The sequence below is a fragment of the Labrys sp. ALF-8 genome (genome assembly GCF_059699065.1).
Map to the genome: position 1 here is coordinate 1,526,831 of NZ_AP048537.1, position 19,902 is coordinate 1,546,732.

24 protein-coding genes and 1 tRNA gene are annotated in these 19,902 nt (G+C 64.0%); 9 read left to right on the forward strand and 16 right to left on the reverse strand.

What is annotated here, in order from left to right:
- Positions 1-5: 5 nt before the first annotated feature.
- Both AC6H34_RS06995 and AC6H34_RS07000 read right to left on the reverse strand, forming a co-directional pair.
- Positions 6-1,049, reverse strand: coding sequence for an SGNH/GDSL hydrolase family protein (locus AC6H34_RS06995; RefSeq protein WP_497538328.1), 1,044 nt, complete (start codon positions 1,047-1,049; stop codon positions 6-8).
- Positions 1,018-2,430, reverse strand: a complete 1,413-nt coding sequence (locus AC6H34_RS07000; protein ID WP_497538329.1) for an MBOAT family O-acyltransferase — start codon at positions 2,428-2,430, stop codon at positions 1,018-1,020. Before AC6H34_RS07000 ends, AC6H34_RS06995 begins: the two co-directional genes overlap by 32 nt.
- Positions 2,431-2,584: 154 nt before the next feature.
- Here AC6H34_RS07000 and AC6H34_RS07005 point away from each other — a divergent pair, with 154 nt between their 5' ends.
- Genes AC6H34_RS07005 through AC6H34_RS07030 form a run of 6 tightly spaced genes read left to right on the forward strand, consistent with a single transcriptional unit; the run spans position 2,585 to position 4,919 of the window.
- Positions 2,585-3,106 (forward strand): glycoside hydrolase family 108 protein, encoded by a 522-nt coding sequence (locus AC6H34_RS07005; protein WP_497538330.1) that lies wholly within the window; start codon positions 2,585-2,587, stop codon positions 3,104-3,106.
- Between the two features lie 47 nt (positions 3,107-3,153).
- Positions 3,154-3,534, forward strand: coding sequence for a hypothetical protein (locus AC6H34_RS07010; RefSeq protein WP_497538331.1), 381 nt, complete (start codon positions 3,154-3,156; stop codon positions 3,532-3,534).
- 10 nt (positions 3,535-3,544) lie between these two features.
- Positions 3,545-3,859: a hypothetical protein gene (locus tag AC6H34_RS07015; protein ID WP_497538332.1), complete on the forward strand. Its 315-nt coding sequence runs from the start codon at positions 3,545-3,547 to the stop codon at positions 3,857-3,859.
- Position 3,860: 1 nt separating this feature from the next.
- Entirely contained in the window at positions 3,861-4,139 is a 279-nt protein-coding gene (locus AC6H34_RS07020) for a Pam3-gp28 family putative phage holin (RefSeq protein WP_497538333.1), read from the forward strand.
- A gap of 19 nt (positions 4,140-4,158) precedes the next feature.
- A complete protein-coding gene (locus AC6H34_RS07025) occupies positions 4,159-4,581 on the forward strand; it encodes a hypothetical protein (protein ID WP_497538334.1) in 423 nt (140 codons plus the stop codon).
- Entirely contained in the window at positions 4,578-4,919 is a 342-nt protein-coding gene (locus AC6H34_RS07030) for a hypothetical protein (protein WP_448150670.1), read from the forward strand. The genes AC6H34_RS07025 and AC6H34_RS07030 overlap by 4 nt, the downstream gene beginning before the upstream one ends.
- A 109-nt stretch (positions 4,920-5,028) precedes the next feature.
- Here AC6H34_RS07030 and AC6H34_RS07035 read toward each other — a convergent pair whose 3' ends face one another.
- The 4 genes from AC6H34_RS07035 to AC6H34_RS07050 are packed head-to-tail and all read right to left on the reverse strand — an operon-like array spanning position 5,029 to position 6,602.
- Entirely contained in the window at positions 5,029-5,400 is a 372-nt protein-coding gene (locus AC6H34_RS07035; RefSeq protein ID WP_497538335.1) for a DUF2255 family protein, read from the reverse strand.
- A gap of 5 nt (positions 5,401-5,405) precedes the next feature.
- Entirely contained in the window at positions 5,406-5,633 is a 228-nt protein-coding gene (locus AC6H34_RS07040) for a tautomerase family protein (protein WP_497538336.1), read from the reverse strand.
- A gap of 47 nt (positions 5,634-5,680) precedes the next feature.
- Complete coding sequence (locus tag AC6H34_RS07045; RefSeq protein ID WP_497538337.1) at positions 5,681-6,172, reverse strand: SDR family oxidoreductase; 492 nt, start codon at positions 6,170-6,172, stop codon at positions 5,681-5,683.
- A 34-nt stretch (positions 6,173-6,206) separates the two neighbouring features.
- Positions 6,207-6,602: a (R)-mandelonitrile lyase gene (locus AC6H34_RS07050; RefSeq protein WP_448150666.1), complete on the reverse strand. Its 396-nt coding sequence runs from the start codon at positions 6,600-6,602 to the stop codon at positions 6,207-6,209.
- Between the two features lie 143 nt (positions 6,603-6,745).
- Between AC6H34_RS07050 and AC6H34_RS07055 the strand changes: the two genes are divergently transcribed.
- Entirely contained in the window at positions 6,746-7,639 is an 894-nt protein-coding gene (locus AC6H34_RS07055; protein WP_448150665.1) for a LysR family transcriptional regulator, read from the forward strand.
- Between the two features lie 64 nt (positions 7,640-7,703).
- Here the strand turns inward: AC6H34_RS07055 and AC6H34_RS07060 are convergent.
- Both AC6H34_RS07060 and AC6H34_RS07065 read right to left on the reverse strand, forming a co-directional pair.
- Positions 7,704-7,780 (reverse strand) — tRNA-Arg (locus AC6H34_RS07060).
- Positions 7,781-7,950: 170 nt separating this feature from the next.
- Positions 7,951-8,658: a DUF2461 domain-containing protein gene (locus AC6H34_RS07065; RefSeq protein WP_497538338.1), complete on the reverse strand. Its 708-nt coding sequence runs from the start codon at positions 8,656-8,658 to the stop codon at positions 7,951-7,953.
- Positions 8,659-8,824: 166 nt separating this feature from the next.
- On the opposite strand from AC6H34_RS07065, the gene AC6H34_RS07070 reads away from it, so the two are divergent.
- Entirely contained in the window at positions 8,825-9,907 is a 1,083-nt protein-coding gene (locus tag AC6H34_RS07070) for a DmpA family aminopeptidase (protein ID WP_497538339.1), read from the forward strand.
- Between the two features lie 17 nt (positions 9,908-9,924).
- Here AC6H34_RS07070 and AC6H34_RS07075 read toward each other — a convergent pair whose 3' ends face one another.
- The 6 genes from AC6H34_RS07075 to AC6H34_RS07100 all read right to left on the reverse strand — a co-directional run bounded on the left by AC6H34_RS07075 (position 9,925) and on the right by AC6H34_RS07100 (position 17,159).
- Positions 9,925-11,934 (reverse strand): ASKHA domain-containing protein, encoded by a 2,010-nt coding sequence (locus AC6H34_RS07075; protein WP_497538340.1) that lies wholly within the window; start codon positions 11,932-11,934, stop codon positions 9,925-9,927.
- Positions 11,935-12,031: 97 nt separating this feature from the next.
- Positions 12,032-12,940, reverse strand: coding sequence for a methyltetrahydrofolate cobalamin methyltransferase (locus AC6H34_RS07080; RefSeq protein ID WP_448150661.1), 909 nt, complete (start codon positions 12,938-12,940; stop codon positions 12,032-12,034).
- A gap of 317 nt (positions 12,941-13,257) precedes the next feature.
- Positions 13,258-14,184: a prephenate/arogenate dehydrogenase family protein gene (locus AC6H34_RS07085; RefSeq protein WP_497538341.1), complete on the reverse strand. Its 927-nt coding sequence runs from the start codon at positions 14,182-14,184 to the stop codon at positions 13,258-13,260.
- Positions 14,185-14,372: 188 nt separating this feature from the next.
- Entirely contained in the window at positions 14,373-15,077 is a 705-nt protein-coding gene (locus AC6H34_RS07090) for a glutathione S-transferase N-terminal domain-containing protein (protein ID WP_448150659.1), read from the reverse strand.
- Positions 15,078-15,189: 112 nt separating this feature from the next.
- Positions 15,190-16,281 carry a histidinol-phosphate transaminase gene (gene hisC, locus AC6H34_RS07095; protein ID WP_497538342.1) on the reverse strand — a complete coding sequence of 364 codons (1,092 nt, stop codon included), beginning with the start codon at positions 16,279-16,281 and terminating at the stop codon, positions 15,190-15,192.
- 71 nt (positions 16,282-16,352) lie between these two features.
- On the reverse strand, positions 16,353-17,159 hold the full coding sequence (locus AC6H34_RS07100; protein ID WP_497538343.1) for a chorismate mutase: 807 nt from the start codon (positions 17,157-17,159) through the stop codon (positions 16,353-16,355).
- A 348-nt stretch (positions 17,160-17,507) separates the two neighbouring features.
- Here AC6H34_RS07100 and AC6H34_RS07105 point away from each other — a divergent pair, with 348 nt between their 5' ends.
- Positions 17,508-17,783 carry a hypothetical protein gene (locus AC6H34_RS07105; RefSeq protein WP_448150656.1) on the forward strand — a complete coding sequence of 92 codons (276 nt, stop codon included), beginning with the start codon at positions 17,508-17,510 and terminating at the stop codon, positions 17,781-17,783.
- Positions 17,784-17,879: 96 nt separating this feature from the next.
- Here the strand turns inward: AC6H34_RS07105 and AC6H34_RS07110 are convergent, their stop codons facing one another.
- A complete protein-coding gene (locus tag AC6H34_RS07110; protein ID WP_497538344.1) occupies positions 17,880-19,241 on the reverse strand; it encodes an ABC1 kinase family protein in 1,362 nt (453 codons plus the stop codon).
- Positions 19,242-19,315: 74 nt separating this feature from the next.
- Positions 19,316-19,774, reverse strand: a complete 459-nt coding sequence (locus tag AC6H34_RS07115) for a YaiI/YqxD family protein (RefSeq protein ID WP_448150654.1) — start codon at positions 19,772-19,774, stop codon at positions 19,316-19,318.
- Positions 19,775-19,902: the final 128 nt, after the last annotated feature.

Here is a 19,902-nt window from a genome sequence, read left to right on the forward strand (position 1 = left end):
AGGGACTAGCGGCAGACCACCTTCGCGTCCTCGCGATGACAGCGCTTGGCAATCTCAGCCGCCAGCAGCGGCGCAAAGGTCCGTGCACCATCCGAGTTCAGATGGCTGTCGTCGTAGTAGAGATTGGGATTCTCATGGGGAAACGGGTGCTCGAAGTTGAAGTCGAGGAACACGAAGCCGTCGTCCGTCACATGCGATTTCATGAAGGCACGAAACCCCGGATAGCGCTGCGGCGAAGAGGCAAGCGCCCGGTCGGACTGCGGATACTGCACGAAGACGACCGGTATGCCCGTCTTGCGGGAGAGCGCCTTGATGGCCTCAATGGCCATGACCTGCACCGGCGGCTCCTGGAACGGCCCGGGGAAGGGACTCTCGGCATTCTTCACCATGCTAGCAAAGGCGTGTACCTCCACCCATCCGTTCGGATGCAGCTCCGCCCCGTCAAACCTGCGAAATCGCCTGTCGAAGTCGGTAACGTGGGCGCGGGCGTCCCAGAACGCCGGAAATTTCTGGAACCGGCCGCGAACGGCCCGGCCAAGCCAGCGTTTGATCTGGCTCCTCTGTCGGTAAAGATTGAGGAAGCGGAACATCTGGGTGTCCTGCTCCTTGACGCCGCGATCGAAGGCGAAATGCTCGATGCCATAGACGATCAGGCTGGGCTTTTTCTTCTCGATGATCGATTCGATCACGGTCTTGGCGAAGGTCACATTCGCCGTGCCGGCGAGACCGGCGTTGAAGGCCGTACCGCCCCATCCGGCAGCGAAGGCATCGGGATTCATCCCCTCCTCCGTCAGCGAGCTTCCGACGAAGAAGGTGTCATAGTGCGCGTCGCTGTCCAGCGTTGCCTGCAGCAGAGGAGGCTTCTTCTGCGAGACCTCCTGCAGGGGGTGAAGCGGCGGGATGAACAGGTAGGACAGGGCTTCCAGAACCGCGAACGCCGCCAGGAAAATCGCCAGCTTGCCGGCAACCCGCAGATAGCCCGCGCGGTCCTGCACCATGAAGAGGGCGCCGGCGGCCTCAGAACTGGAAGTAGATGAAAGAGGCTTCATTGGCTGCACCATAGAGGACGACGGCCGCGAGCAGCGCGACATAGGTTGCCCGCCTTGCCAGGGCTGGCCATGCAGCGATGGCGAGCGGATGCTCCCAGCGCCGCGTGAACCATTCCACCACGACCATCAGCGCAATCACGCTGACTGCGGTCTCGCAATGCGTGGTCTGCCAGAACGAACGCTGGAAATGCCACAGGCGGGGATCGGCGATGCGGCCGAGGATCTCGAACGCCGTCGAGACGTCGGCGGCCCGGAAGAAGATCCAGGCGAGCGTGACGAACAGGAAGGTGACGAAGGCGGATACGATGGCTGGAAACGTCCCTTCGGGCATGCGCAGGCCGGCCCGATGGGCCAGGGCTACGGCGACATATGTCGCCGCGTGGATCAGCGCCCAGACCAGAAAAGTGTAGTTGGCGCCATGCCAGAGGCCTGAAAGCAGGAAGACGAAGAAGATATTGAACAACCAGCGCGACGTCGATACGCGCGAGCCACCCATGGGGAAGAACACGTAATCGCGAAACCAGGTGGTGAGCGAGATGTGCCAGCGGCGCCAGAAGTCGATGATGTTGACCGCGAAATAGGGTGTATCGAAATTACGAATCAGTCTGATGCCCATGATCTTGGCCGTGCCGATAGCGATATCGGAATAGGCAGAGAAATCGGCATAGATCTGGAATGAGAAGAACACGCCGGCAATCAGCAGGGACACTGCCGAATGCTGGCCAGGAGCAGAAAAGGCTGCCTCCACCGCATCCGACAGGTTGTCCGCCACCAAGATCTTCTTGGCCAGGCCCCACAGGATCTGGCGCGCGCCATCTTCCACCATCAACGGATCGAAGCGCCGCTCACGCTGGATCTGCGGCAACAGCACGGTCGCGCGCATGATGGGGCCGGCCACGAGATGGGGAAAGAAGGACACGAAGCCGAGATAGTCGACGAGGGACCGCGTGGCGCGCATATGCCCCTTGTAGACATCTATCGTATAGCTCATGCTCTGAAACGTATAGAAACTGATGCCCGCCGGCAGAATGACATCCGTGAGCAGATTGAACTTCTCTCCTGAAATATCATTGAAGGATGAAATGATAAAATTCGTATACTTGAAGTAACCCAGGAAGAGAAGATTGACTGCAATGCTTCCCGCGAGCAGCACTCGTCGTCTCGACTGGTTCGCCTCACGGTCGATCAGCAAGGCAAGAGAGAAATCCACAACCGTGGAAAGCAGCAGCAACACAACGAAATAGGGATGTACCCAACCGTAGAAGATCATGTTGGCGGCCAGCAACAGGAAATTGTTCAGCCGCAACCTGGTTATCGACAGGAAGTAGAGCGGAAAGAATATTACACAAAAAAGTAGAAAATTGGTCGACGTAAAAGTCATATACTGACTGCACCCCCCCGGATGAAGATTCCGTTTCCCGGGACAAGCTGTATCCGGCTTCGGCCGGTGGCGCAAGATTGCACCCTGCGCCCAGGAAGATCGGGCACCGGTATTTTACTGCCGAAAACAATCAGATTTCCTAGGACATTTCTTCATGAGCGATACACTCGCCCACTCCATCTCGCTCGTCTTCGGTTCAGAAGGCGGCTTCGTGAACGATCCGAAAGACCGCGGGGGCGCCACCAAATACGGCATTACGGCCGCCACCCTCGGTGCCTGGCGCAAGCTCGGGCGCAAGGCAAGCCCGATCGAGGTGAAAGGCCTCACGCTCACCGAGGCCACGCAGATCCTGACACGCCAGTATGCCGAGCCCATACGCTATGCCGACCTGCCTTCGCCCATCGACTACTGCGTATTCGACGAAAGCGTGAATGCCGGCCCGGTGCGCGCCGCCCGAACCCTGCAGGCCTGCCTCGGCGTGACCGTCGACGGCCATATCGGCGCCGTCACCCTCCAGGCGGTTCAATCCATCGACGACCACGCCAGCCTCGTGAAGGCGCTTTGCCACCGCCGGCTCGGCTTCCTGCGCGCCCTGCCCGCATGGTTCAGCTTCGCACGCGGCTGGACCAACCGGGTCAATCTCGTCCAGGCAACCGCCCTGGCGATGATCCGGTAGCCCGGCCCGCCCCACCGCTCCCTCTTCCCGACAACACAGGACCTCTCATGTCCCTCCGCTTTGCCCAGGCGGCGACGCTCGCGCTCGCCGTTACCCTCGGCTCTTGCACGGCTCTCAAGACGATTGCCGGCGTCACGGTGTCCCAAAAGAACATCGCCATCGCGGTACAGGCCTTCGATGCCGTTGAAGTCTCGGCCACGCAGTATCTGCGCCTGCGGAACTGCGCCGACGGCGAATCCACGATCCGGGCTGCCTGCAGGCAGCCGAGCGTGGTGCCGACACTCGTCAAGGATGTGCGCGCCGGCCGGGCCGCCCGCGATAGCCTGTGGACGGCCTCCAAGGGCTCGCCCGCCGGCGTCGGCATCACGGCCGCCTATGATGCCGTCGTCGCCGCGACGGCCGCCGTCAAGCAAGACCTCTCCCGCTAGGAATCTCCCCGTGAACACCCAGACCCCCACCGATCGCACGGCCGACATCCAGATGATCGGCCTCGTGCTCACCGTCATCCTCAACCTCGTCGACAAGCTGACCGACAACCGGACGGTCGAACGGATCGTGGCCCTGCTCGAGCAATGGCTGCCCACGATCCTCGCCGAAGCGCAGGACCTCGTGCCGACCGTGCAGGGCATCATCGAGACGCTCCAGGGCAACGACGCCCTCACGCCCGACCAGGCCGCCGCCATCGACACCCTCAACGCGCAGGCCGACACCGATTTCGAAGCGGCCGCCGCGGAAGCCCTGAAAGGAGCCTGACATGACCGCCGTCACACAGGAGCAAGTGCTCAGTGCCGCGCGCTGGATCGTTTCCACCGTGGGAGGTTACGCCGTCGGACGAGGCTGGATCGATTCCGACCAGGTAACCCTCATCGCCGGCGTCGCCGTCGCTCTCGTGCCTCTCGCCTGGAGCTTCTGGAGCCATCGCGCCTCAGCGCAAGTGGCCAAGGCTGCCGCCCTTCCCGAAGTCGCCCGCGTGGTCATGACCAGCCAGGCCGCGGCCGATGCACAGCCCTCCCGCAAGGTGGTAGCCCCATGAGTGAGAGGAGAGCCAAAGCATGAGCCGTAATCGTGACGTCGAATGGCTGCTGGCGTCGCTTCTCCTCGCCCTTGGCCTTACCATCGTGTCACTTCCCAATGCCTTTCTCACACCTTTCTTTGCCGGCTACTCCAGTGCCAGCATGCCTGAGAATCTCCTGGGAGCCGCGATGGCCTGCACGGGTGCGCTGTGGATGGCCGGACTGAAGGTGAACGGCAGCTGGCCGGGCGGCACCCCCTGGATCCGTCTCGCCTGCGCCATCCTCGGCTCGGGCGTGTGGGGCTATCTGTTTGCCGGCATCGCATTGTCCGGCGCGACGTCGAGCCTTTCGTTCCATGGTGTGATCATCGCCTTCTCGCTGCTGGCCTGCGCCCGCTGCGGAGCCGATGCAGCCAAGGCGCTGATCGCCCGGCACGCGCGCCGAGAAGGAGCGAACGTATGATGTGGTGGGACAGCCAAGTCGTGTGGGCGGGTGCCGCGGGCCTGATCACCGCCACGCTGAGCGGCCTGGGAGCCCTGGTCTACGGCAGGCGCCAGAGCCGCCCGGCCATCGCTCATGGCAATCTTCCGGGGGCGGTGGAGGATCTCGGCGACAAGCTGGAGGCTCTTTCGGGCAGCTTTGCCCAGAATGCGAGGGACACGAACCGGGAGGTGGCGCGCAACAGCGACGCGATCATCGCCCGTCTCGACGAGCTCGACGACAAGGCCGGCGCCAATGCCCGCGCCCTGTCGGAGCTGAGAGGCATGCTGAACGCGATGATGATGGCCCGCGGACGATAGAGCAACATGCAAGGACACGCCCCTTCGGCCGATGGCCGAAGGGGCGCTTTTCTGCGTTCTGGAGACAGGAGGCGAACAGCGGAATTGACGCCGGGCACCGCGCGAGCAGTCAGGCACGCGGCGTGATCCTCACCGTGGCTGCTCGCGCACGCGCACCTGTCATTGGATCGAGATAGGGGCTTTGCCGGTATTTGGCGCGGTAGGCTTCGTCAATGCGGTCGTTGATGTCACCGGCGACCGTCTCGAAAGTGACCTCCCTGGTCGTCCCGGCAGCCGTGATGCGGCCCGCCTTCTGGCTCCTCGCGGCATTGAACCAGCGAGAGTTCCTGCCGTTGTAAGCCCGTACATAGAGGTCACCATCGACGGCGACGGACCAGATCCAGGTCGGAGTGCCGTAGGTCCTCCCATCCTCGCGCAATGGTGCGATGTACAGATCGTCGGCGGCGGCGATCCGGGCGAGTTCGGCCTTATCCCACGGCATTGCGATCACATCCGGTAACCGGGCTTTTTGTAGAGCGTCTCGTCCTTGTCGACGATATCGGGTCGATAGACCTTGTCGCGCCAATCATCGGCGCTCACCTCCTCGAAGCCGACCGAGACAGACCCTTCGCCGTAACCGAGGATGCTCATGACCTCCCGGGTGATCGCTTCGGCAAGCCGCTCCTTCTGCTGCTCGGACTTGCCGGGCCAGAGCTTCACAATGACATGTGGCATTCTTTTCTCCTTTGCATGGAATACGCGAGACCTCTCCCGGCTGCTTCTCACCAGGGCTGGTTTGCCGGTCCCACCGTGAATTCATTGACCGTGGTGTCCGCCGGCAGATCGAGCGCAAATGCCACGACATCGGCGATCCGGTCCGGTGAAATGCCGAACCTGGCGTATAAGCCATGCATGGCCTCCGAGGCCTGCTTGTCGGTAATGCTATCCAGCAGTTCCGTGTTGATCGCGGCCGGGTAGATCGTCGCGGTGCGGATGTTGGTCCCTTCCATCGCCGACTCCATGCGCAGGACCTCCATGAATCCACGCACGAACCACTTGGTCCCGCCATAGACCGCGCCATTCGGGTAGGCCTTGAGCCCCGCAACCGACGAGGTCGCGATGACGTGCCCGGATTTGTGCTCCATGAAGGTCGGCAGCACGGCAGCGACACCGTTGAGGACGCCCTTGGCCCCCTTCCCGGCAAGCAGCTTCGCGGTCGCCTCGCCAATGCCCGACGACGCGCCTGTGATGATCACCACCTTGTCCTTGATCACGATAGCAAACCTTTCGCATTAGCTTGACGGGCATTCACGCCCCGTACTGCTCGTCGCTGACCTTTTCCAGCCAGTCGACCGGAGAGCCGTTCAGCTTCTCCTGGATGGCGATATGCGTCATCGCGGTGGTTGGCGTCGCGCCGTGCCAGTGCTTCTCGCCCGGCTCGAACCACACGACGTCGCCCGGGCGGATCTCCTCGATCGGGCCGCCTTCTCGCTGCACCCAGCCGAGGCCGGACGTGACGATCAGCGTCTGGCCGAGTGGATGGGTGTGCCACGCCGTGCGTGCGCCCGGCTCGAAGGTGACACTGGCACCTGCAACTCTTGCCGGCTCGGGCGGGCTCATCAAGGGATCGATCCGGACCGTGCCGGTGAAATACGCTTCGGGTCCTTTTCCCGAAGGCTGCGAACCGCTGCGCTGGATATTCATGTTGGGCCTCCTTCGGCGCGACCGTGCGATTGGCGGCATTTTCGGAAATTTCAATCCGCCGACCTTCCGAGCCAAAGGTAGCTCCTTTCCTTACCCCTGATTAGATCGTATTATTCGAATGAACTAATAAGCAGGACTCATGAATGGCGCGTGCGGACCTGAACGACCTGGCGGCCTTCCTGGCGGTAGCCCGGGAGCACAGCTTCACGAAGGCAGCCGCCAAGCTGGGGGTTTCGCAATCCGCTCTCAGTCAGACCGTCCGCAATCTGGAAAGTCGCCTCGGCCTTCGCCTGCTCACACGGACGACACGGAGCGTCCAGACGACCGTAGCCGGCGACCGCCTCGCCCGGACGCTGGGCACCAGGCTCGATGAGATCGACGCCGAGCTGGCGGCGCTTGCCGAGCTCCGCGACAAGCCGGCCGGCACCATCCGCATCACCGCGGACGAACACGCCGCCAACATGGTCCTGTGGCCGGCGCTCGAAAAATTCCTGCCGGACTATCCCGACATCAAGGTGGAGATCGTCATCGATTTCGGCCTGACCGACATCGTCGCGGAACGGTACGATGCCGGTGTCCGCAACGTCGAAATGGTTGCCAAGGACATGATCGCTGTGCCGATCGGCCCGGAAATGCGCATGGCTGTCGTCGGCGCCCCCGATTATCTCAGGCAGAACAAGGGTCCACGCACGCCGCAGGAGCTGACCGCTCATCGCTGCATCAATCTTCGCCTGCCGACGCATGGCGGTCTCTATGCCTGGGAATTCGAAAAGAAGGGACGCGAACTGCGTGTACGCGTTGACGGCCAGCTCGTCTTCAACAGCGTCTCGCTCCTGCTGAAGGGAGCGATCGGTGGCCTGGGGCTGGCTTACGTCCCTGAAATCGAAGCCATGCCCCACATCGAAAGCGGGCGTCTGCTCCGTGTACTCGAAGACTGGTGCGAGCCCTTCTCAGGCTATCACCTCTACTACCCGAGCCGCCGCCAGCAGGCCCCCGCATTCGCGCTTCTGGTCGAGGCCTTGCGATATCGCGGATGAGCTAGGCGACACACAAGGAAGTCAGCAGCAGATGCCCGGATTAGTCTCGACGGCATGCGATGACTGGCGTCCCGGAAGGGATTCGAACCCCTGACCTACGGTTTAGGAAACCGTTGCTCTATCCTGCTGAGCTACCGGGACAGGCCACGGGAGACGAAAGCCTGTTCGGAGCTCAAAGGTCAAGGGGTTTTGTCGTCATAAGGCGAAGTTTGCCCCGCCAGCGAGCGATACAGCTGAACCCCGGCCGCCCGTGGCATCCGATGCCGGCAAATCATCTGAGGGGAGCAGAACCAGCCTCTGCGACGCTGGCGTCACCCGCGCTCGGGTTCGAGTTCGGCCAGCGCCGCCCAGCCGAAATCGAGCAGCGGCAGGGCCGCCTCGATGAAAGCAGTGCATTCAGCCACCAGGCCGGACTTGTAGATGGCCGCCTCCGCGAGGACGTGGTGCACCACCACCGATTTCAGCTTCAGGGCCGCGACGAGATCTGCGTCGTCGATGCCGGCGGCCTCTCGCGGCGGGCGCTTGAGGCTCCACTGCGGATCGAAGGAAAGGCCGGTTTCGGCCAGCTTCGCGTTCATGGCACGGAACTTCTCCGGCGAGGCGACGATGGCGTGGCGGAAAACGGCGAGTTGCCTCGGCTCGAGGTCATAGAAGCCCGCAGCCGCAAAACAGCCCTCGGGGGCGATGTGGATGTAGAACAGGCCCGGATCGCTCTTGGTGCCCGAACGCGTCATCACGGCGCCCGCGTGGGTCTTGAAGGGGCGCTTGTCCTTGGCAAAGCGCACGTCGCGGTGAATGCGGAAGATGGAGCCCTTGGGAGAGCCGCGCATCGGCAGGTCCTTGGCGACGCAGGCATCGTTCAGCGCCGTGATGAAAGCGCCAAGGGGACCGAGCACGTGTGTTTCATACAGCTCGCGATTCTCCTGGAACCAGGCGCGGTCCTGGTGGAAATCGAGCGCTCGGAAGAAAGGGAGCGCCTTGTCGCCGAAGCCGTTGAAGGAAGTGGCAGGCCTGGACATGGATCACATCGCGGGAATCAGGGCGGGTTCGTCAAGTCCCTTGATGGCATGTCTGGACGCTTGCGTCACGAAGGGCAGGACGGAGGACAGCTCCGTCCAACTGCCGCATCCCCCTCTCCCCCAAATCCGGCTATAGAGGTGCGTCGCCGACAAGCAGGTGCGCGTCATGCCTTTCGATCCCATCACCCACGGCCCCGCAGGCAAGACAAGGGCGCGAGGGCTCGGCCTGCCTTTCGCCAGCCCCACGGGACCGTTCAACGCGATTACCGACGTGGCCGGCGTCGGCGTGGGAGCGACGACGCTGATCCAGGGCCAGAGCATCCGCACCGGCGTCACCGCCGTGCTGCCCCGCCCGGCTTCCGACCTGCTGGAGCCCGTCTGGGCCGGCTTCTTCTCGCTCAACGGCAATGGCGAGATGACGGGCACACACTGGATCGAGGAGGCGGGCTGCTTCGCCGGCCCGGTGCTGATCACCAATACCATGTCGGTCGGCATGGCCCACCACGGCGCCGTGCATTGGCTCGCCCGACGGTTTCCGGCCGAACTCGCCGACGACTTCTGGCCCCTGCCGGTGGTGGCCGAGACCTATGACGGCTACCTCAACGACATTGCCAGGCTGGCGGTGACCCAGGCCGATGTCGCCGCCGCACTCGACAGCGCCACCTCCGGCCCCGTGGCGGAAGGCAATACCGGCGGCGGCGCAGGCATGATCGCCTATGAGTGGAAGGGCGGCACCGGCACGGCTTCGCGCGGCGTCGACATCGGACCGGATCATTTCACCGTGGGCATACTGGTGCAGGCCAACCATGGGCGCCGCCCGTGGTTCCGTATCGGCGGTGTCCCGGTGGGCGAGCGCCTGCCTGAAGGCACCTTCCGTGCGCGTGAGCAGGGTTCGATCATCGTCGTCATCGCCACCGATGCGCCGCTGATTCCAACGCAGCTGAAGCGGCTGGCCCGCCGGGCGGCGCTGGGCGTCGGCCGTGGCGGCACGCCGGCAAGCAATTCCTCCGGCGACATCTTCCTCGCCTTCACCACCGCCAATGGCCAAGGTAAGCTGCCTGAACCGCCGCGGCTGAGCTTCACGGCCGTGTCAAACGACCTCTTGGATGGGCTGTTCATGGCCGTGGTCGAGGGCGTCGAGGAGGCGGTCGTGAACGCCATGCTGGCTGCCGAGACGATGAAGGGCCGGCAGGGGCGCGTGGTCGAGGCGATCGACCATGAGGCACTGGTCCGGGCGATACGGGGATAGCGCCACGATTCCAGGGGTTATCCCCTGCGCCGCCGTTCCCGTCCACCACGCCCGGTCTCGCCGTCCGCGCTCCCGCGCTTGAACGTGATGCCGAGTTCCGCTTCCAGATGCGGGAAGGGATCGCTCTTGTGAGGGATCGCCATGGCGCCGACGAAGTGGGCCTGGAAGGAGGGCTCGATCGCCGTCTCGATCTTTTCGATCTTGCGAACCACTTCCTCGATCTCCTTGCGGGCCGAGGCGTTGAGCAGGGCGATGCGCGCGCCCGTACCGGCCGCGTTGCCGGCCGAGCCGACCTTGTCCAGCTCGCAATCCGGCACCAGGCCGAGGATCATGGCGTGCTTGACGTCGATATGGCTGCCGAAGGCACCGGCAAGCGTGATGCGATCGACCGCGGCCACGCCGTAATGGTCCATCAGCAGGCGCACGCCGGCATAGAGCGCCGCCTTGCCGAGCTGGATGGCACGCACGTCGTTCTGCGTGATGGAGATACGCGGTTCGCCTTCGCGGATGAGGTAGCGGAAGGTGCGCCCGTCCTCCTCCACGCGCGGCGTGCGGGCCGCCATGGCGCCGTCGACGACTCCGTCGGGCGTGATCAGGCCGGCGAGCAGCATCTCGGCGATGACCTCGATGATGCCGGAGCCGCAAATGCCGGTGACGCCGATCGTCGCCGTCTGCTCGGCGAAGCCGGGCTCGTCCGACCAGAGGTCGCAGCCGATCACCCTGTAGCGTGGTTCGAGCGTGACGGGATCGATCCGGACCCGCTCGATGGCACCCGGGGCAGCGCGCTGGCCGGAGGAAATCTGGCCGCCCTCGAAGGCCGGGCCGGTTGGCGACGAACAGGCCAGTAGGCGCTCGCGGTTGCCGAGGACGATCTCCGCATTGGTGCCGACATCGACAAGCAGGGAGACTTCCGGCTTGAGATAAGGCCCCTCCGACAACACCACGCCAGCGGTATCGGCGCCGACATGCCCGGCGATGCAGGGCAGCACATAGACATAGGCACCGCTGGAGAGCGGCAGGTTGAGATGGGCCGCGCGGGTCTGGTAGGCACCGTCGATGGTGAGCGCGAAGGGCGCACCGCCGAGCTCGGTCGGATCGAGGCCGAGGAAGAGGTGATGCATGATTGGATTCGCGACCACCGTCATCTCGAGGATGTCGTTGGAGATGAGGCCGACTTCGCTGGTCACGGCGGAGGCGATCTCGGCGATGGCCTCGCGAACGGCCGTGGTGAGTTCCACGTCACCGCCGGGGTTCATCATCACATAGGAGACGCGGCTCATGACGTCCTCGCCGAAGCGGATCTGCGGATTCATGATGCCGGAAGACGCCAGCACTTCACCGCTGGCGAGATCGCACAGATGGGCGGCGATGGTGGTGGAACCGATGTCGACGGCAAGGCCCACGCCCTGCTCGTGCAGGCCCGGCCAGACGCCGACGATCTCGCGCTTGTGGCGGACGGCGACCGTCACGGACCACTTGCCGTCACGCAGGGCCTTCTGCAGGAGACGCAGCGATTCAAGCGGAGCCGTGACATCCTTGAGCTCCCACTGCTCCTCCAGGGCTTCCTGGAGGCGGCGGAAATCGCTCGACGGGTCGTGCATATCAGGCTCGCGCACTTCGACATAGTGCAGCGTCACCACCGGCTCGATGGCTATGTCGCGGATCGCCGCGCTCTTGCGCACGACCTGGCGGTGGACCTGGCTGTCGGGCGGCACGTCGATGACGACGTCGTTGCAGACCTTCGCCTGGCAGCCAAGGCGGCGGCCCTCCTGGAGGGGACCGCGCTTGGAGACATACCGCGCCTCCACGGCATTCCATTCCGTGACATGTTCCTGCGCCGAGGTAATGCCGAGCTTGGGGAATTTGCCTTCACCGACCTCCACCTGGCAGCGCCCGCAAATGCCGCGCCCGCCGCAAACCGAATCGAGATCGACACCGAGCTTTCGGGCCGCCTCGAGTACGGACGTCCCCTCCGGGAAACGGCCACGCTTGCCTGAGGGTGCAAAGAAGACGAGAGGGTTGGTCATGGGCGGATTCCCGGGTGCGCGGACGTCTCGTCCGCATACCCTTCTTACAAACGATTCGTTTCCAAGGTGCGGACAGGGCGTCCGCACACCCGGGAAATCATCCGCGCGCGCGGCGGCGTTCGCGGCGGCCGGCGCCGGCGGCGGCCTCGGCGCCTTCCGGCGCCGGCTCGCGGAACTTCCTGATCCAGCTCATGCAGTTCGGGTCATGGCCCATCACCACGTCGGCGCCGAGGATCGCCTGGATATCCTCCAGGTGCAGCGGGTTCATGATCGCCGAGGTCATGCCGGCGCCGATCATCATGGGCAGGAAGGAAGCGTTGAGGCCCCGACGGTTGGGCAGGCCGAAGGAGAAGTTGGAGGCGCCGCATGTGGTGTTCACCTTCAGCTCGGTCTGCAGGCGGCGCAGGAGATGCATCAGCTTGCGGCCGGCATCGTTGATGGCGCCCACCGGCATGACCAGCGGATCCACCACGATGTCTTCGCGCGGGATACCGAAGTCCGCGGCGCGCTCGACGATTTTCTTGGCGACCTCGTAGCGCACGTCCGGATCCTCGGAGATACCGGTCTCGTCATTCGAGATGGCCACCACGGCGGCGTTGTACTTCTTCACCAGCGGCAGCACGCGCTCCAGGCGCTCTTCCTCGCCCGTGACGGAGTTGACGAGCGGCTTGCCCTTGTACACGGAGAGACCAGCTTCAAGCGCCTCGACAATGGAGGAGTCGATGGAAAGCGGCACATCGACGGTTTCCTGCACCAGCTTGATGCACTCCGCCAGGATCTTCGGCTCGTCGGCAAGCGGGATGCCGGCATTGACGTCGAGCATCTGGGCGCCGGCCTCGACCTGGGCGACCGCGTCGGAGACCACGCGCGAATAGTCGCCGGCCGCCATTTCGGCAGCGAGCAGCTTGCGGCCGGTCGGGTTGATGCGTTCTCCGATCATCACGAAGCGCTTGTCAAAGCCCAACACCACCTTTTGCTTGTCCGAGGTGATAACCGTTTCGGTCATGGTCTGTCCGTTCCGCCCAGAGGAATTTGTAATCGTCTAATTAGGGTCGCGGACACGATAGCCGCTAGCCTGCAAACGACAGGATTTGACGCTGCTGGAAGCGTGGGCATCTTCCCGGAACCACCGGCCTCCCGCCCTTGGGCGCCAGCCTCGGGAGTCGCGGCGCGGAATGGGCATGTCGATCCCCGATCGACATCTCGGAGACGACGCGTCTGGTCGGAAAGGACGAGGGCGATCGGCGATCGCCGCCCGCGTCTGGCGCCCTTTCTCCGCGAGGTCAGCCCCATGGGCAGGATGCCGGGGGTTTCTGGAAGACGTCACTCTCCATGCTTTCGCCCGAAATCGGGCTCGGCCGTCTCCTGTCCCAGGTCGATGATCGAGCGGCGCACCGCCCTCGTGCGCGTGAAGAGGTCGAAGAGCTTGTCTCCCTCCCCCCAGCGGATGGCACGCTGCAGGTAGGCAAGGTCCTCGGAGAAGCGCCCCAGCACCTCCAGTACCGCCTTCTTGTTGTTGAGGAAGATGTCGCGCCACATGGTCGGGTCGGAGGCCGCAATGCGGGTGAAGTCTCGGAAGCCGCCGGCCGAGAACTTGATCACTTCCGATTCCGTCACCGCTTCGAGATCGTCGGCCGTGCCCACGATATTGTAGGCGATGAGGTGCGGCACATGGCTGGTGACGGCAAGCACGAGGTCGTGGTGGTCGGGCGTCATGCACTCGACCTTGGAGCCGAGCTTTTCCCAGAAGCCGCGGTAGAGCGCGAGCTTGTCGGGGTCGATATCCTCAGCTGGCGTGAAGATGCACCAGCGATCGCCGAACAGGGCGGCAAAGCCTGCATCGGGACCTGAATGCTCGGTGCCCGCCACGGGATGGGCCGGAATGAAATGCACGCCCTCCGGCAGGAAAGGCGCCATCTGCGCCACGACCGCGCCCTTCACCGATCCTGTGTCGGAGATCACGGCCCCAGCCTTCAGGTGTGGCCCGATCACTTCGGTCACGCTGCCGAAGGCGCCCGAAGGTACGCAGAGGATGACGCAATCGGCATCCGCCACGGCCGCGGCGAGGTCCTGCGTGATGAAGTCGGCAATGCCGAGTTCCTCGACGCGCTTCACCACCTTCTCGCTGAGATCGGCTGCCACCAGGGTACGTACGAGTCCGCGTTCGCGCGCGGCACGAAGGATGGACGAGCCGATCAGGCCGATACCGATCACGCAGAGACGATCGAAGAGAATGGAAGCGTCGGACATGGCTATCCTGGGATTTTCGCTCTCTGTGCACGATGAGGCGCGGGAAGGCAACCTGGGAGCGCGAACGTCGCGTCGCCGTGGAAACGCGCCCTCAACAAGAAGGCGATGCGACCATTCCCCGCCGCATCGCCCTTGTCTGCATCGTCGATGGTCCGGCGGCCGGCTGGAGTCCGGCCGCGCTGGGAGGATCACCCCCGCTTCGGGATTTCCAGGCCTCGCTGCACCGCCGGCCTCGCAAGGCAGCGCTCCAGCCAGGCCGGCACGCGCTTGAGGCTGGCGTAGTCAACCAGTTCGCCGGCGCCGTAGAAGCCGATGAGGTTGCGCACCCATCCGAGCATCGAGATATCGGCGATGGTGTAGTCGGCACCCATGATATAGTCGCGCCCGTCCAGGCGCGTTTCGATAACGCCCAGCAGCCTCTTGGACTCGGTGCGGTAACGTTCCAGCGGCCGCTTGTCCTCGATATCCTTGCCCGCGAACTTGTGGAAGAAGCCGACCTGGCCGAACATCGGGCCGATCGAGGCCATCTGGAAGAATACCCACTCGAGGGTTTCGTAGCGCCCGGCCGCATCGGCGGGGATGAACTTGCCGGTCTTCTCGGCAAGATAGAACAGGATCGCACCGGATTCGAACAGGCCGAGCGGCTTGCCGCCGGGGCCGTTGGGATCGACGATGGCCGGGATCTTGCCGTTCGGATTGAGCGACAGATAATCGGGCGTCCAGGTCTCGTTCTTGCCGATGTCGATGAAGTGCGGCTCGTAATCCAGGCCGGTCTCCTCCAGCATGATCGAGACCTTCACCCCGTTGGGCGTGGGCGTCGAATAAAGCTGCAGGATGTCGGGGTTCTTCGCGGGCCAGGAACGGGTGATCGGAAAGGTGGACAGATCGGACATTGGGGACTCCACGAGTTGCCCCTCTCCCGCTTCGGGAGAGGATCAAAGATTGAGCCTCGCAGGATGAGGCTGAGAATGTCGCAGGGCGGCGAAACGCATGATCGCTACGAGCTCACCGGCCCAGGAACTCCTTCAAGCTCTCGACCACGAGCCGGTTCGCCTCTTCCGGGCCGATGGTGAGGCGTAGTGCATCAGGCAGGCCGTAGGAATCGATGCGGCGCAGTACCAGCCCGCGCTCGGTCAGGAAGGCGTCGGCATCCTTCGCCGTCCGGCCGGGCTCTGGCGGGAAGGTCACCATCAGGAAATTTCCGACGGAGGGGGTAACATCCAGGCCGAGCGCGGCGAGTTCCTGAGACAGCCAGGCCAGCCATCTATCGTTATGGGCTATCGCGGCCGCGACGTGCGCATCATCCTGGATCGCGGCGATTCCGGCTGCCATGGCCGGTCCCGAGACGTTGAAGGGCCCACGGATACGGTTCAATGCATCGATCACCGCGGGCGGGCCGACCATCCATCCCAGGCGCAGGTTCGCCAACCCGTGGATCTTGGAGAAGGTACGGCACATCACGACATTGGCGCTGGTCGCCACCAGTTCGAGGCCCGATTCATAGTCGTTGGCGCGCACATATTCGGCATAGGCCGCATCCAGAACCAGCAGGATGTCGGGCCTCAGTCCCGCATGGAGGCGCTTGACCTCGTTGAAGGGGAGATAGGTACCGGTGGGATTGTTTGGATTGGCGAGGAAGACGAGCTTGGTCTTCGCCGTCACCCTGGAGAGCAGGGCGTCGACATCGGCCGTGTAGTTGCTCTCCGGCGCCGTTACGGGCGTCGCGCCTGCGGCGAGCGTGGCAATCTTGTAGACCAGGAAGCCGTGCTCGCTATAGAGGGCCTCGTCGCCGGGGCCGAGATAGGCATAGGCGAGCAGCGAGAGCAGTTCGTCCGAGCCGGCACCGCAAATGATGCGGGTAGGATCGAGGCCGTAGCGCGCGGCTATGGCGGCGCGCAGGGCCGACGACGAGCCCTCGGGATAGAGTTCGAGCTTCTCGCCCACGGCGACATAGGCTGCCTTGGCTTTCGGGCTCGGGCCGAGCGGGGTCTCGTTGGAAGAGAGCTTCCAGACCTTGACGCCCTCGGGCGCACTCGACTTGCCCGGCACATAGGCATCGATTGAGAGCACGCCGGGGCGGGGAACAGGACCGTTCATGGAGGAATTTTCCGGGGGTAAGGATCTATCGGATTGCACTGTCGGCGACGATCGCCGGTCCAGGGGAATGGTCACCGCGCCTCCTGGCCGGCATGCGGCAGTATGAAGGCAGGGGCGTGGGAGCCGACGGATTCGATGCTCGTGCCGGCGGGCAGCGCCTCGGCGAGCGCCGATACCGTCTGACCCGGATGAAGCGCCACGAGAAGCGCCGCGCCGGCATGGGCCGGGATGCTCCAGCCATGCGGAAGCCGCGCCGGCGCCTGGGGCAGGACGGCGGACACCAGGTGTACATCGCCAGTCGAGGGCGGCTCGTCGATCGGCTTGGACAACACGTAGGTCGGCATGGCGGCCGGATGATCGGCGCGTTCGACGAAGGGCAGGCGCGCGATGATCTTCGGCTCGGTATCGCCCTCCAGCCCGCGCCACCATGCACCCGGAGCAGCCACCGGCACGAGACCGAGGTCACCCCTGGAGTGGCCCAGCGCGTGGATAACGTCGCCGGCATCGTCGTGCGTCTCGTAGGGCACCACGAAACCGAAATGGAAGCGCGCCACGTCGCGCATGGCGGCATTGCCCAACGAGATGTCGCCATGCACCGTATAGGGCGCCTGCACATGGGTGAAAGTAGCAATGATCACCCGCCAGATCGACTCCACGATATCGACAGGCAGGATGCCGTGATGACGCCCGACGATCTCACGCATCATCGAGGCCTCGCGTCCGGGCCGGAAAGCAGAGCCCGAAGCCTGGGAGCGCTTGATTGCGATGAGTTGGTCGATGATCTCGCCGCGCTCCATCAGGAGCTTGTGCATGGCCGCATCGATGCGATCGATTTCTTTGCGAAGGTCGGCAAGGCTCGGCGCCGGCGTCTGGGTCATGGCGGCAATCGGGGAAGAGATAAGCGGGACGCCAGTCATAGGCGGCGAGACGGGCGAAGGCAACCTTCGCGCAAGGGCTGCCCCCTCATGCACCGCAAAGTAAAAAAGCACGAAGCGACCCCACCAATCACCTCGCGTGCAGTATTCACTGAAAACAACTTTTTAGAGAACCCAGGATCACACGCCCCGGTTGCACAGCCAAATCAGATACTTGCTCTCTGATTTTCAAGTATTCAATGTTTCACGACTTATCACGAACACTTGACCGGAGAATATTTTCATAATTTCGGCAAAATTGGAGCGCCACGGTGGCGTCGGAGGGGCTATTAATATTCGAGGAACTTGCTCATGAGAGTTTTGATCACCACCACCATTGCCGCCGCTGGGTTCGTCATTGCGGCCTCCAGCGCCTACGCCGATGGCATCACCGATTTCTGGTCGCTGCAGAAGGGTTACGGCTATGACGCCGCCACCCAGCCGGCCGCTCCCGCCGGCTGGCCGCTCTATCAGAAGTGGCTCGGCCCGCAGCCGGCCGCCGCGACAGCCGCCCAGCCCGCCGCCGTTCATCACGCCACGCTACGTCACGTCAAGCACGGCAAGGTGATCCGGCCGACCCACGGCTGATCATTCAGGCGCGGAATCGAAGGGCGGCCAAGTCGGTCGTCCTTTTCTTTCCATAACGACATCAAGCGCCCCTGCCGGGGCGCTTTTTTTGGCCACCTATGCCAGCCCGACTTCCGCCAGCGCCGCCATTTGCCGGGCCGCAACCTCCTGAGTGGAGAAATTCTCGATCGCCTCCTCGAAAAGCCTGTGGAAATTGAGTTGCGCTTGCAGGTGCAGAAAGACCCCGCCAAGTCCGATGGCGGCGCGGTCCATGAAGACGAACTCTCGCGGCACCGTCACAGGCCCTTTTTCCTTCAGCGCCTGGTGCACCGTATAGGCCTCGCGCCTGCCATATTCAGCCGGCGATACGCCGTCTGCGATCGTGCGCACCCTGTCGTCCAGAAGGGGGCCGAAGATAAAGCGAGCCCACAGATTCAGTGTCTCGATCAAGTCTTTCGACAGGTTGCGGAAGCCCCAGGTCTCGTACGCGGAAACGATGCGGTCCGGCTCCCCCTGCAACAGGCCGCGGTAGAGATCGACGACCCCACCCACGAAGGCGGGCGGAAAAATGCGGATGCAACCATAGTCGAGCAGATTGATGCCCGCCGCCTCGCCATCCTCGCGAAAAACCGTGTAGTTGCCGAGATGCGGGTCACCGTGGATGATGCCGATATGGGCGTAGGGCTGCCACCAGGCGGCGAACATCGCCGCGGCAAGGCGGTTGCGTACGCTCAGATCCGCCTCTTTGAAGGCAAGGATACGCTCACCCGTGAGCCAATCCATGGTGAGCAGGCGCCCGGTGGAAAGATCCGGCCAGACGCGAGGCGCGCGCACGTCGAAAATGCCGAGCGCCGCGAAGGCGTTGCGATAGAGCGCCGTGTGCTTGGCCTCGCGGCGATAGTCGAGTTCCTCGCGCACGCGTTCGCTGATCTCATGGTAGATTTCGCGGGTGTCGATCGCCGGATCGAAGCGCCGATGCAGAGCGAACAGCACCTGGAGCTGGGAAAGATCGGCCTCCACGGCCGACTGCATGTCGGCATATTGCAGCTTGCAGGCGAGCGGCGTGCCGTCCTTGGCGGTGGCGCGATGCACTTGCCCGAGTGAAGCGGCTGCCGCCGGTTCATGCTCGAAGTCGCCGAAACGCTCGGCCCAGGCCGGCCCAAGCTCCGCGATCATGCGTCGCTTCACGAAGGCCCATCCCATCGGGGGCGCCTGGCTCTGCAGCTTGGAGAGTTCGGCCGCATAGTCGGGAGGGAGCGCATCGGGAATGGTGGAGAGAAGCTGGCCGACCTTCATCAGCGGGCCCTTGAGCCCGCCGAGCGCCCGGGCCAGCGCAGCCGCGTTGGAACCGGCCGAACCACCCCCGACCAGCCGGGAGCCGGCCATGCGGGCCGCCACTCCGCCAACATTCACGCCTACCTTGGCATAGCGCCGAGCCCGCGCCGAAAGCCGGTTCGCCTCATCGTCACGCTCGGCCATGATGCCCTCCTGGTTGCGGACTTTAGATAGGGCGGGGGAGATGAAGCGCCAAGCGGCGCGTTGGCGCAGGCTCCCTAGTGCCCCGCGCGCTTCAGCCTGACGATCGCCAGGTCCAGCGCGCTCAGGAAGGCCGAGCGGTCCTTTTGGCTGAACGGCCTAGGTCCGCCGGTGATCTCGCCTGCGGAGCGCAGCTGGTCCATCAGGTCGCGGGTGGCGAGCGCCATTCCGATCGAGGCCTCGGTGAAGGGCTTGCCGACGGCCGAGATCACGCTCGCACCCGCCTTCACGCAGCGCGCGGCGAGCGGAATGTCGTTGGTCACCACCACGGCGGCAGGCGAGGCGCGCTCCGCGATCCAGTCGTCGGCGGCATCCGGCCCGGCGCTGACCAGCACGAATCCGATCAGGGGATCGCGCGGCACGCGCATGAAGCTGTTGGCGACGACATGGGTCTTGAGGCCGTGCCTTCCTGCGACACGATAGACCTCGTCCTTTACGGGACAGGCGTCTGCATCGACAAAGATCTCGATGGGCATGGGGCTCCGGGACGGTGTTCGACTGGGCCAGGAGCTTTCGCAGATCCCATCCATCCTGCCAACACATGCAAAAGCAATTCCCACCGCACCAGCAAATGCTTTATGGAGGCGGCCAGTCCATACGCCCT